Source organism: Legionella impletisoli (assembly GCF_900639875.1).
GTDB classification, from domain to species: domain Bacteria; phylum Pseudomonadota; class Gammaproteobacteria; order Legionellales; family Legionellaceae; genus Legionella_A; species Legionella_A impletisoli.
In genome coordinates this window covers 192,565-205,375 of record NZ_CAAAIA010000005.1, presented here as the reverse complement: position 1 = coordinate 205,375, position 12,811 = coordinate 192,565, and the positions used below count along the sequence as shown (strand labels likewise).

Genomic DNA, 12,811 nt, shown 5'->3' with positions numbered 1-12,811 from the left:
TTTTTATGGCGTAACTCTAAATCCATTTATTATTATCCACTTTTACTAAAATCCCATATTAAATACTAATTATTCTTTTTGTGTAGATATCTATGGCTTAAAGCACAGTACGTAGGGGGGCACGTCTACGTACTGCGGCTTTGACCGCAGTAACCATGCGGGTAAGGTTGTTTTACCTCGGCGCTATGGTGTTTCATCGGTGAAGATGAATGAAGAAATGATCGTAATACGTTATTACAATTTTACAATAAGTTATCGCTGTAATACCCTCTTAAAGAAGCTTTCTAAGCTATAATTAATTATTATATCGCGGGCGTTACAAGAGAAATGAAGAAGCACTCACTTGGCTTTAACTTAATTGAATTGTCTATAGTTATCCTTGTAGTCGGCATAATTTCGCTTGTTATGGTAACCTGGTCGCCAAATACAGCCATAGAAGCCATCACCGCAGAAGGTTTTGCCAATACCTTTTATCAAGATTTAAATTACACCAAAGTTTTATCTAATAGTAAGAATCAACGTTATAAAATCGTTGTGGGCGCTGGCTCATATCAAATCCAAGATCAAAACGGCACACCAGTTCCAGATATTCAAACCGGAGCCACAAGCGTTGTTTATCCTCAAGGATTAACGATCACACCAACGACGACATTAGTGTTTGATTCGGTTGGCCGTCCTTATACTAGCGGAGGTACGCCGTTAAGCAGTACGTTAACGTTTACCGTATCCGCAGCAGGCCAAACCAAAAACCTTTCGGTTATACCACAAACGGGGCTTGTGCAATGAAATTAAGTTCAGGCTTTACATTAATTGAAATTATTTTGTATATCGTTGTGCTATCTATTGTGGGCTCAGGTCTACTCATTGCCTTTAATGCAGCTTTGATGGCGGGTGAAAATCCAGGTAAAAACCTTGCGGCCAGTCAATTAGCCAAGGCGCGTATGGATATTATTCTTCAACAACGGTTAGTCAATGGGTTTAATAGCATTAGTGACCCTTGTGCAGCAGGTTCTTCTCCTGCTGCATGTGCCCCACTAGCAACGTTTGCAACCAATAACAATTTAATCGTGACAAGTTCTATTCCTCCTGCTTCAGGGGGTATTAGAACGGCGACCGTGACGGTATCAGGTGCAGGAAATGCCACACTGACGATGAGGTTTGTGCAATGAAAGCCAAAGGCTACACCTTAATTGAAATGGTGATAGGAATTGTCTTATTAGGCATTGTTTCCGCCACAGCCGGCCTTTTTTTAACCGAAGCCTTTCGAAGTTACTTTGCCGCTAAACCCATTTTAAAAGTAGCCGGGAAAGCTAATATCGCAGCAGATGCTTTAATGCGTGAAATTAAAAGCGCTGAAAGCATTAGTGCGATTGGAAGCAATAGCATGAGCTTTGTAAACCAACAAGGACAATCAATTGTTATTAATTTAAGCGGGGGTAATTTAAGCCGAAGTGTCAATGGTGGCACGGCTTACACACTCTGTTCTGGGATTACAGGGTTAACGTTCAGTTATTTTGATGCTTCACTCGGCACGACAGCCTCTGCCTCAAACGTGCGTTTTGTAACGTTAGCCATGACGATTGCAGAAGAAGCAATTCCCTTCTCTTTAATAGCAGGGACTTTGGTGAGAAAAAAATTATGAAGCGACAAGGAGGCTTTTTAGCCATTGCAGCGGTAGCAATGATTGTATTGGTGGGCATATTAAGTGCTGCGATTGTCGCAATGGCAGTGCGAGCGAGTTTATTTTCAATTCATTTGAATGCTAAAAATAAAGCCGTTTTCATCGCGGAAAGTGGTTTAGAGCAAGGGCGAAAAAACTTAACGCAAAGTGTTCTTGCCAATCGTCAAACCTGTGTTGGCTTATCGAGCACCGTGTCAATGTCTGGAGGTGGTTTTACGGTCGTTCCAGCCAGCGATGCTGCAAATTTAATTAATCCAAGATACTCCTTTTCAACCTTAAGCTCTCCAATTTCTGCTGGTGCAAGCCCAACTATCATTAGCGTTTCCGATACGTCCGTTTTTGCTCCTTATGGACGGGTGCTTATTGGACGGGAAGTCTTTCAGTATGATCGCATCGCGAATGCGACCACGTTAGCTGGAGTAACACGAGCACAAGACGGCAGCATGTCTCTATCCCATGCGAGTGGGTCGCTCGTTAGCCAATATCAATGCACAATTCAATCCACGGGTAACTCTGCATCCACAAATCCAGAAGGCGTAAGACAATATCGACAAGGCATTCAGCAACCGGTGGTGTTTGCAGTAGGAGAAAACGGAACGATACTGCGCTGGAATGGAGCATCCGAATTGCAATGGGATAATCAATCTCCAGGAACGTTTAATTTTAATGCCATTTCAGCCCTAAATTATCATAGCGCATGGGCTGTTGCGGATAGACAAGATCAGTTTAATTTTAGAATTGCAAGGTTACAGGGTAATAGCTGGACAAATTTCATTACCTATACTCCACCACCACCTGAAGCAGTCAACCTTACTGGTGTGGATGCGACTTCGACCAATGAAGCATGGGCTGTTGGTGATAGAAATCGCGGATCATCTTTTACGATATTGAGATGGGTAAGAAATGCAAGTAATGACAGCACAAACTGGTGTTTATTACCTTGTGGTGGCAAAACAATTGATGAATCGGGCACTGATTCTCAACAGCGCTACTTATTTGCTATTAAAACCCTAGATACCTCCGGTGATGGCTATGCTGATATCGGTGCAGCAGTAGGCGGAAGAGACGGTACCGGATCAGGTAATCGTGGGATCGCTTTATTGTACAATGGTAGTGAATGGGTTAATTTGCCACTACCGACTTCTCCAGCAACAAACCGTATCGGGCAATTATACGGCGTTGAGATCGTTGATAATGGAACCAGCACGCCACGTGATGCCTATTTTGTAGGTCGATCTTCAGAAAACAATTCCGATGGCAAGTTAATTCGTTATCGCGACGGCATATGGGTTGTCATCACGGTTGCAGCTCCACTGCGCTCTATCTCGGTAATTGATACTGATGGCGATGGGTTTGGGGATTTTGGTGTAGCCGTAGGAGATAATGGCGTGGCTTACACCTTTGATAATAGTTCTTTGAACGGTCCTTTTGTAATCAGTGGCAATAATCTAACAGGCGTTGAAGTGCTCAGCACCACAGATATTTGGGTTGTGGGAGATAACGGCACTCGCTTGCATTATAATGGTTCCACTGTAGAATCTATAACCGCCGGGGTATCAACTTCAAATGATCTTACTGGTGTGAGTGCGATATTTCCCAGGCGCTCTCCTTCTAGCTCCTGGTATGATGTGATTAATTAATTCAGAATGAAAACAGTGAGATTACGGAGCTAATCATGCATCAATGTTTTCATAACGTTCTCGGATATTATACACTTCTCGTTATTAGGGCAGATTCAAAGGAAGGGATTTCATGTTTGGATTTAAAAAAGGCGGAAGTAATAAGCCCTCCATTGCCATATACCTCGGTCAAAAAAGCTATAGTATTTCAGCTCTTCGCAATAACAATGAAATATTGTTTAACGAATATCGTGAGTTTCAGGATGATATCCAGGAATTAATTACCCAGGGCTTGGCCGAAGATGTTGAGCGCTTAGGCATTCTTGGTAAACATTGTCAAGTGATCTTAAGTCCTGGTCAGTATCAACTAATTTTGATGGATGCGTTAGATATTCCTGAAAGCGATATGGCTAAAGCTTTACGCTGGCGGCTAAAAGGGTTAGTGGATTACCCATTGAATGATATCTTGGTGGATATTTTCCCAATTCCCCCTCATGGGGTTGCTGGACAGCGAAAGAAGGTGTTTGTAGCGGTTGCACCCATGTCCACGCTTTTGGCTCGGCTCAATATATTTAGAGACGCGTTTTTATACGTTAAACAAGTGGGCATTGCAGAATTAGCGGTAAGAAATTTGACGACTCTAATTCCTGATGATGAAAAAGCCCCTGCGATTGTCATTAATTTAGCGAATGAGCGATGCCAGGTGCAAATTATCTATAAATATGATTTGTATTTGGTTCGTGAATTAAATTTTTCTGAAAAAGATTTTATACATACAACGGACGAAACCTCACAAAATTTATTATTAGAAATTCAGCGCAGTATGGATTATTGCATCAGCGAATTAAAGCTTCCAGAAGTCAAAAAAGTTATCTTGACGCCTAATTTTTATCAGGCTAAAAGCTTGCTTGAATTTCTTGAAAAAGAGTTAACGCAAGACGTAGTTTTACTAAATTTGTCTTATTATCTAACCACTGAGGCCTCTTTTTCATTCGATGAACAAAAAAACACGTTTGTAAGTATAGGAGGCGCACTGAACTTTGCAGAAGAAAACTGGGATGAGGGGCTAAATGAACCAGCAAATCAATTTTCTTAAAGCGATTGCAAAAGAAACCAATTATTTGCCTGCAAAATGGGTGAGTCTGACTCTCGCTTTACTCATTTTAATGTTGGCAGTTACTGGCATTTCACGAAGCATTACTGTCTATAAGCAAGAGCAATTATTAAAAACGGCGCAACAAGAAAAGGCAAGCGCTCAAACAAGCTTCCAACAAATTGCCCAGTCCTATCCTTTGTTAGCAGTAGATAAACCTTTAGTTGATCAAGTGACGGAATACGAGGGTGCGCTCAAAGCCAAGAAAGAGCACTTTGAGAAAGTAACCCATGCGACGATACGAAAGCCTTTTTCCAGCTATATGGAAGCCTTTGCCAAAATTGTACCCCAAGATCTCTGGCTCACTTCCTTTTATATTAATCAAGATACCGAAAATATTTCCTTACGAGGATATAGCCTACAACCGGTGGCTGTTTCCTTATTGCTTCAGGCGCTCCAAAAATCAGCGGTGTTTCAAGAGGTATACTTCGATTTATTTTATGTAAAAAGAGTCGAAGAGAAAAATTACATTGAGTTTGAGGTGGCTAATAACGCATTATTAGGGCCTAAAAAACAACCTGAGAATAAAAAAACAAACCCCGCGGCAAAAAAAGATGAAAAACCAGTTAATTAAATGGCAGTTTATGATTGATCGCATGCCCATGCAAAAGCGTGCGATACTCGTTGGCACAACATTTGTTGTGGTGCTAGCGATTTGGGTTTTGGGGTTTTATCTTCCGCAGAAATATAAATTGCAACGCATTCAAAAAGAAACGGTAGAACAGATTACCCAGGCAACGGAACTCAACACAAAAAGACAAGTCATAGAAAATTTGGCCAAAGACGATACGGTAGCCAAATTAATGAATAAATATGAACGTTTAAAAGAAGAAATGCGGAAACTGGATACAAGAATTTCTCAATACGAACATCGTTTTATTGGCGAAAAAGAATTAGCCCAACTGCTATATTCCATGCTAGAGCAAACGAATGAAGTCAGTATTTTAGATTTCTCTAACGTGGATTATTTAAAAGACAAGCCGGAACAAACCTTAGAAACCAAGACTAAAGTCACTTCGGCTGCAACGCCTGAAACAAAGTCTGAGCAAAAAGACAAAGAAAAGCAAAAAAAAGAAAAGTCACAAGAAGCCCCACCTTCTTTAGCGACTACAGAAAATCTTATCCAGCTTCCAAGCACACGTACGCAATATAAATTGGTGCTTAAAGGTCAATATTTTCCCATTTTAAATTATTTGAAACGAGTGGAAGCGTTACCTTGGCAATTGTATTGGGATAAAATGGATTATCAAGTTGAAACGTATCCGGAGGCTATCGCCACGATTGAATTTTATACATTAATGCCCTCTAAAACCGATCGTTCAACGATGAAACCTGGGGCTTCAAAATGAATCAATATGCTTTGTTTAAATTTTGCTTAATCCTAGTATTTCCTTTATTATCAGGGAAGATAAATGCAGCAACAGAGCAATTGCGAGATCCGACAAGACCCTCTTTATATAGAAATCTTGAGCCAAAGGGGGATAAAAAAAACCAAAGTTATAATTTGCAATCAGTCATTATTGGAAAGTCGCGACGGATGGCCTTAATTAATGATAAATTTGTAACAGTCGGCGATGTGGTGGGTGATGCCAAAGTTGTCGCCATTGAGCGGAACTCGGTGGTGCTGTCTGAGTCTGGTCGACGACTGACAATTTATTTATTTGATCGCAGTATTTGGAATTAATGCGCATGAGAAAAGGGCTTTTAGTTTTATTATTAACACTGGTTGCATGCACCACGAATCAGCCTATCAAAGGCACCGCCATTGATGAAATGAACGTTGACCTTCGACAAGGCATCGCTGGCAATCAAGCCTTGTATAAGGAATCTGAAAGCCGAACACCAAGTAAAATCAGTAAAAAACTCATGCCAGAGATTAAAATTCGCTCCCCACAGCGAAATTTTTTATCCCGTCGTTTTGATATCTCGGTTAAAGATGTCCCTGCGCGAACATTTTTTACAGGGCTTTTTGCGGATACGCCTTTAAGTGTTGTCATTAGTCCTGAAATTCAAGGCAATATTACCTTAAATTTAAAGCGGGTCACCATGGAAGAGGTGCTTCAGACCTTAGAAAATGTCTATGGTTATGCGTATAACCGCATACCCGGTGGGTATGAAATCCTTCCTAACACGCTAAAAACACAGATTTTTGCGGTGAACTATTTGGAACTTGAACGCAAAGGTCGGTCACGAATGACGTTGAGCTCAGGTGAAGTGACTCAAACGCCAGCCACCAACACCACCAATACTGCTTTTGGTGGTACTTCCACATCCTCAACGGGCAATACGACCAACGTTGAAAGCCGCATTGGCGAAGTAGACACAACCAGCACGGTTGATTTTTGGAAGCAATTAAAAGGCACTTTAGATAGCATTATCGGAACAGAAGGTGGTCGTTCCGTAACGGTAAATCCTTTAGCAGGGGTCGTAGTTGTTAGAGCCATGCCTAAAGAATTAAAACAAGTTGAGAATTATCTTGATTTGGTTCAAAACAGCATGGATCGTCAAGTCATTCTCGAGGCAAAAATTCTCGAGGTGACTTTAAATGATGAATATCAGATGGGGATTGATTGGAAAATTTTTGGTGCCCAACTCAATGCCTTGAGTAACTTTACCGAGGCAGGTGCTGATATCACGCAAGATGAATTCCCTGATGCTTTTAAAATCGACATTAAATGGAATACGAGTTTTACCACCACCATTCAAGCATTGGAAACGCAGGGTAATGTTCAGGTCCTCTCCAGTCCACGTGTAGCGGCAATGAACAACCAGATTTCCATGATTAAAGTAGGAACGGATGAGTTTTTCGTAACCAATATTAATTCAACTCAAAACGTAGCTACGGGACTTGCCGCAACCAACCCGACTCAAAGCGTTGATTTAACACCATTTTTTTCGGGAATTACGTTAGATGTAACGCCGCAAATTGACTCCAATAATAATGTGACGTTGCATATTCATCCCTCAGTGAGTTTGGTGCGTGATCAACGTAAGACCATCGATTTGGGTGATCAGGGTGGTGTCTTGGAGCTGCCGCTGGCTCGTAGTACAATTCGAGAATCGGATACCATTGTTCATGCTAAAAATGGCCAAGTCGTGGTGATTGGCGGCTTGATGCAAAACCAAACCGAAGAAGATATCGCACAGCTTCCCTTTTTCGGCAATATTCCTTTTTTAGGAACACTTTTTAGAGCAACTAAGCAAAGCTCAAGAAAAAGTGAATTGGTTATCTTGCTTAAGCCGACAGTGATTAATCAAAAATCCATGACACGGCATTTAATTGAGAGCACGCAAAACGTTGCTCGATTGAAACAAGGGTTCCATATTGGTGGCCGTCCTGATATCTATGGAACGGAAGGCGAAGAGCCCGTTAGTTTTGGTCCTGAGGCCGGTTACTATAGTCAGCCCCGAACTCGATAATTCTAAATTCGGCTGTTGAATCTTCAATGCAGTGGCTGTTCGAAATAGATTCAACTGCTGAATGTAGGATAATATAAAAGGGAGTTAAAAATGTACCTTGAACATTTTAAATTAAGCAAACCCCCCTTTTCCTTGACACCGAATACTGAATTTTATTGCGAGTTACCTACGCATCAAGAAGCGTTAAATGTATTGTTGCTCAGTTTGCAACACGGCGAAGGGTTTATCAAAATATTAGGTGAGGTTGGCACAGGAAAGACCTTGCTTTGTCGTTTGTTGCTCAATGCTCTAGACCCTGATTTTGTAACGGCCTACATCCCAAATCCAGACCAAAGCGCTGATAGTTTACGATTGTCTCTAGCAACCGAGCTTGGACTTAAACCTGAAAAAGATTTGCCACAACATCAGCTCTTAGAAGCCATTAATCATCGATTGCTTGAGTTGCATAAAGCCGGTAAAAAAACGGTATTGCTGATTGATGAAGCACAAGCATTACCTGAGATGTGTCTAGAAGCCATTCGATTACTTACTAATCTTGAAACGGAAGAGAAAAAGTTATTGCAAGTGGTACTCTTTGGCCAACCGGAATTAGAAGCGAAATTAGATAAGCCTTCCCTAAGGCAATTAAAGCAGCGGATTACGTTTTCTTATACGTTAAAACCCTTGGCCAAACAAGAGCTCGATGTTTATTTATATCACCGGTTGGCAAAAGCGGGTTATACTTATGGCTCATTGTTTTCATCAGGCGCTAAAAAACATTTGTACCGTGCGAGTGGTGGATTGCCCAGACTACTCAATATTCTTTGTCATAAATCGATGTTGGTTTCATATGGGCGAGGAGCGAATACGGTGGATGTGGCTGCTGTGAAACGAGCGATTGCTGATACCGAATCCGCACAGACAACTAAAAAACATCGCCTAAACTCCAACATCATGCTGGTAGTCGTTAGCGGCCTTGCGCTTAGCTTAGTGTTAGCAGTTTATTGGAAGCTGGGATTGCTCTAATGAGTCTTTTAAATGAGATGCTTAAAGATCTCAACGAAAATAAATCCAACGTAAAGCCCACTCTCACGTTCATTCCAACGCAACCAAAATCGACTAAAGTCCGTATTATCAAAGGCGCTATTTGGTTGGCAAGTATTTTAGCATTGAGCCTTATTATTTTATTGATTTTAAAAGAGTTTAAGACGTCAAAGCCCCACCTATCTGTACCCGTATCGAATGTTAACGTCAAGTCGATTCAAACACCTAAAAAACCTGTACATTATGAATCCTCGCTCGTAAACATCTCATTTTCTGATTTCAAACGGACAAAAATGCCTGTTCAATCCAAAATTCAGCAACAAGAGCTCCATAAGCCAGCACCTCCTATGCAAACGCTTTCTTCTTCGTTAGTTAGCATTCGAGAGTTTGAACAGCAAGCGTCGAGAATAAAACCAGCTATACTTGATTATGAAGAAAAAAATAAGCCAACGAATAAGAAAAAGAAAAAACACGTTGAAAAAGTATTTAATGAGTTAACAGATAAGCAATGGCATGATTACACGCTTAATAAAGCGTTAATGGCAGTTCAGGATGGGGATGATTACAAAGCTATACAGCTTTTGAATCAAATTATATTTAAGTTTCCTACGTCGAATGCTGCTCGTGAAAGCCTTGCTGCTGTTTATATGTCAAATGGGCAATTGAGTAAAGCCATGCAAGTTCTCGATGAAGGGTTGTCATTTAAACCCAATGCATTGGGTCTTAGTACGATGAAGGCCCGCTTGTTGTTTGAGCAGGATAAAGCGCCTGAAGCGTTAAAAATTCTGTCTCAGTTTACGCCCGATATTTATCGTAATCCAGATTTCTATGGGTTATTGGCGGCGGTATACCAAACCGTTGGCCGTACAAAAGAAGCCGGTAGCTTATATCAAAAATTGGTTGAAATAGATTCCTCAAATGGCCAATATTGGTTAGGCTATGGAATCGCTTTAGAGCAGAGAAATGCGACGCAGCAGGCTGTTAGTGCCTATCGGCGAGCGAGCGAAAGTTACGATATTGATCCCGCAGTTAGGGCCTATGCTGAGAGCCGTTTAAAATTATTGCAGGGTTAGATATGAAGCGAATTCGACTTGGTGAATTATTACTAAAAGAGCATCTGGTTGATCAAGCAACATTAGATAAAGCCAGTGAGCAACAGAAAAAATCGGGTAAAAAATTCGGTCGCGTGCTCATTGATATGGGCATTATCAAAGAAGATCAATTGCTTAAGCTACTCGCCAAACAATTAGACATACCTTTTATCGATTTAAATTATTTTGATCTCGATGATGCGTTAATCCAGCTTTTACCCGAAACGTATGCGAGGCGTTATCGCGCCTTAGTCTTAAAAAAAGTAGATAATGCGCTACTGGTAGGAATGGCTGATCCCCTCGATATTAACGCTTTTGATGCTATTTCAAGACTGCTAAAAGAACCAGTTAAGATGGCTGTTGTTAGCGAGAATGCCTTATTAAAAGTTCTGGACCGGGTCTATAGACGAACAGAAGAAATAAGCAGTTTTGCTGAAGAACTGTCTGGTGAAATATTTGAAGATATTGCCTTTGCAGAAGATGAACTTTTTGATGAACAAGCTGAGAGTGAAGAGCAAGCCCCGGTTGTAAAGCTTTTGAATTCACTATTTCGTGACGCAGTCCAGGCACGTGCCTCGGATATTCATATTGAGCCAGATGAAAATTCTTTACGCATCCGCTTTCGCGTGGATGGGGTATTAAACGAAACCGTGCTCGAGAATAAGCGTATCATTAATGCATTAATTCAACGCTTAAAGTTACGTGCCAATCTTGATATATCCGAAAAACGCGTTCCTCAGGATGGTCGATTTAATTTTACCCTGAAAGGTAAAACCTTTGATGTAAGGGTTTCAACGATGCCGACTGCCAATGGCGAAGCCGTGGTGATGCGGCTATTGGATCAATCTTCTACAGTTGGGGATCTTACAGAACTTGGTATTCCTGAGTCTATGATTAAAGAGCTAGAAAAAGTTTATACCAAGCCTTATGGCATGCTTTTGGTCACAGGGCCTACAGGAAGCGGTAAGACCACCACGCTTTATAGTATTTTGTCGCGGTTAAATACACCTGAACGGAAAATTTTGACCGTAGAAGATCCAGTGGAGTATAGAATTCCACGTATCAGTCAGGTTCAAGTGAATCCCGTGATTGATTTAACGTTTGCGCGTGTCCTGCGATCTATGTTGCGTCAAGACCCCGACGTTATCATGGTCGGTGAAATACGGGATGCGGAAACGGCGCGAATTGCCATGCGCGCAGCAGTAACGGGTCACTTCGTATTGGCCACGTTACATACCAACAGTGCCATGAGCTCTGCTATGCGATTAATTGATATGGGCGCTGAGGGTTATATGGTTGCAGCAGCTGTAAAAGCCATCATCGGGCAACGCTTAGTCCGAGTGATTTGTGATGCATGTAAAACGGATCATAAGCCTAACGAAACGGAAACCGTTTGGTTAAAGTCCATGGGGGTTGATCCGAATTTACCGTTTAAAGAAGGCCAAGGCTGCTCGATTTGTAATTTTCGAGGCTATGTTGGGCGGATTGGGGTTTATGAACTCCTGGAAATGAATCCTGAGATGTTAGATGCTTTAAGAAAAAATGACTCTTCTACCTTTACCAAAGCGGCTTTAAATAATGAAACGTATCACCCTTTAGCAGAGCAGGTTTTGGATTTAATTTTAGATGGCACCACATCCATCAGCGAAGCCATTCGTGTCATTGGACAACTCGATGAAGAATTCCAACTAAGAGAAGTCCATTCCCCTGAGAAAGCGACAATCGCTGCCGCGGAGCTTCGGCAATCATCGTAAAGCGACATGAAATCTCACATGGCTTTTGCAGATTAAGATCCCACTTGGTCCGGCTGGCTAAAAACTATACGTGCTCAGGCTGTTAAAAATTTACATAGGCCGGCAGGTAAAAAACTACATAGTCCGGTAGATAAAAAATCCTACTTGGCCCAGCTTGTCCGGGCCATCTAACCTTACGCCAATTACAACCAATAAACAAAAATAAACAAGAATAACCACACCACATCAACAAAGTGCCAGTACCATGCAGCGGCTTCAAACGCAAAGTGGCGCTCCGGTGTAAAATGGCCTTTGAGAGATCGCCCTAAAATGACAATAAGAATAATCGTACCAATGGTTACATGTAATCCGTGAAATCCAGTCAACATAAAAAAGGTTGTACCATAAATTCCAGCATCCAGCGTTAAATTCATTTCTGTATAAGCTTCGTAATATTCATGCGCTTGTAAGAATAAGAATAAAATACCAAGACCAATGGTACAGGCGAGTCCAATATCCAATTGGCGACGTTTATTATACTTCAAAGCCCAATGAGCCCAGGTGATGGTAGCACCAGACGTCAATAAGATTAACGTATTAATCGCAGCTAGCCCCCATGCCCCCATGCCTTCTTTTGCTCCCACAAAGATCTGGTTATTAGGATTTTGCAAAAGCGGCCAAGTCGCATCAAAATTAGGCCAGAGAGTATAATGCGTGATAGGGTGTACTTGTCCGCCTAACATCGGAACCGACCAGTAGCGAGAAAAAAACAACGCCCCGAAAAACGCTCCGAAAAAACAAACTTCAGAAAAAATGAACCAACTCATGCCCCAGCGAAAAGAACGATCGACTTGGAGATCATACAAGCCCTTTTCATTTTCATAGATGACTTGACCAAACCAGCCAAACATCATGAAAAGCAATATAAATAACCCGGCGGTGAAAATATAAGGACCATACCAATCTTCATGCAACCAAGAAGCAGCACCTACGAGCATCGTAGTTAAACCAATGGAGCCGACTAATGGCCAATGACTGGGTTTGGGAATATAGTAAGAACCGTGGTCTCCCATAATGTTATTTTCTCCTGT

Annotated in this window: 13 protein-coding genes; 12 read left to right on the top strand and 1 reads right to left on the bottom strand. The window is 41.5% G+C overall.

Features of this window, described 5'->3' with window-relative positions; translation table 11 throughout:
- The first annotated feature begins 327 nt into the window (after positions 1-327).
- The 12 genes from E1O41_RS07155 (at position 328) to E1O41_RS07100 (ending at position 11,741) form a co-directional block, all read left to right on the top strand.
- Complete coding sequence (locus E1O41_RS07155) at positions 328-786, top strand: prepilin-type N-terminal cleavage/methylation domain-containing protein (protein WP_131776631.1); 459 nt, start codon at positions 328-330, stop codon at positions 784-786.
- Positions 783-1,169: a type II secretion system protein gene (locus E1O41_RS07150; protein WP_131776630.1), complete on the top strand. Its 387-nt coding sequence runs from the start codon at positions 783-785 to the stop codon at positions 1,167-1,169. Before E1O41_RS07155 ends, E1O41_RS07150 begins: the two co-directional genes overlap by 4 nt.
- Positions 1,166-1,642, top strand: a complete 477-nt coding sequence (locus tag E1O41_RS07145) for a prepilin-type N-terminal cleavage/methylation domain-containing protein (protein ID WP_131776629.1) — start codon at positions 1,166-1,168, stop codon at positions 1,640-1,642. Before E1O41_RS07150 ends, E1O41_RS07145 begins: the two co-directional genes overlap by 4 nt.
- Positions 1,639-3,321, top strand: a complete 1,683-nt coding sequence (locus E1O41_RS07140; protein WP_131776628.1) for a hypothetical protein — start codon at positions 1,639-1,641, stop codon at positions 3,319-3,321. Before E1O41_RS07145 ends, E1O41_RS07140 begins: the two co-directional genes overlap by 4 nt.
- A 112-nt stretch (positions 3,322-3,433) precedes the next feature.
- Positions 3,434-4,396: a type IV pilus biogenesis protein PilM gene (pilM, locus tag E1O41_RS07135; protein WP_131776627.1), complete on the top strand. Its 963-nt coding sequence runs from the start codon at positions 3,434-3,436 to the stop codon at positions 4,394-4,396.
- Entirely contained in the window at positions 4,371-5,027 is a 657-nt protein-coding gene (locus E1O41_RS07130) for a PilN domain-containing protein (protein WP_131776626.1), read from the top strand. The genes pilM and E1O41_RS07130 overlap by 26 nt, the downstream gene beginning before the upstream one ends.
- Positions 5,008-5,802: a suppressor of defective silencing 3 gene (locus E1O41_RS07125; RefSeq protein ID WP_131776625.1), complete on the top strand. Its 795-nt coding sequence runs from the start codon at positions 5,008-5,010 to the stop codon at positions 5,800-5,802. The genes E1O41_RS07130 and E1O41_RS07125 overlap by 20 nt, the downstream gene beginning before the upstream one ends.
- Positions 5,799-6,137: a hypothetical protein gene (locus E1O41_RS07120; RefSeq protein WP_131776624.1), complete on the top strand. Its 339-nt coding sequence runs from the start codon at positions 5,799-5,801 to the stop codon at positions 6,135-6,137. The genes E1O41_RS07125 and E1O41_RS07120 overlap by 4 nt, the downstream gene beginning before the upstream one ends.
- Positions 6,138-6,142: 5 nt before the next feature.
- Positions 6,143-7,873, top strand: coding sequence for a pilus (MSHA type) biogenesis protein MshL (gene mshL / locus E1O41_RS07115; RefSeq protein ID WP_165481142.1), 1,731 nt, complete (start codon positions 6,143-6,145; stop codon positions 7,871-7,873).
- A gap of 90 nt (positions 7,874-7,963) precedes the next feature.
- Entirely contained in the window at positions 7,964-8,878 is a 915-nt protein-coding gene (locus E1O41_RS07110; protein ID WP_131776622.1) for an ExeA family protein, read from the top strand.
- Positions 8,878-9,969, top strand: coding sequence for a tetratricopeptide repeat protein (locus tag E1O41_RS07105; RefSeq protein WP_131776621.1), 1,092 nt, complete (start codon positions 8,878-8,880; stop codon positions 9,967-9,969). The genes E1O41_RS07110 and E1O41_RS07105 overlap by 1 nt, the downstream gene beginning before the upstream one ends.
- A 2-nt stretch (positions 9,970-9,971) precedes the next feature.
- A complete protein-coding gene (locus E1O41_RS07100; RefSeq protein ID WP_131776620.1) occupies positions 9,972-11,741 on the top strand; it encodes a GspE/PulE family protein in 1,770 nt (589 codons plus the stop codon).
- A 182-nt stretch (positions 11,742-11,923) separates the two neighbouring features.
- On the opposite strand, the gene E1O41_RS07095 is transcribed toward E1O41_RS07100, so the two are convergent.
- Positions 11,924-12,793 carry a cytochrome c oxidase subunit 3 gene (locus E1O41_RS07095; RefSeq protein WP_131776619.1) on the bottom strand — a complete coding sequence of 290 codons (870 nt, stop codon included), beginning with the start codon at positions 12,791-12,793 and terminating at the stop codon, positions 11,924-11,926.
- Positions 12,794-12,811: the final 18 nt, after the last annotated feature.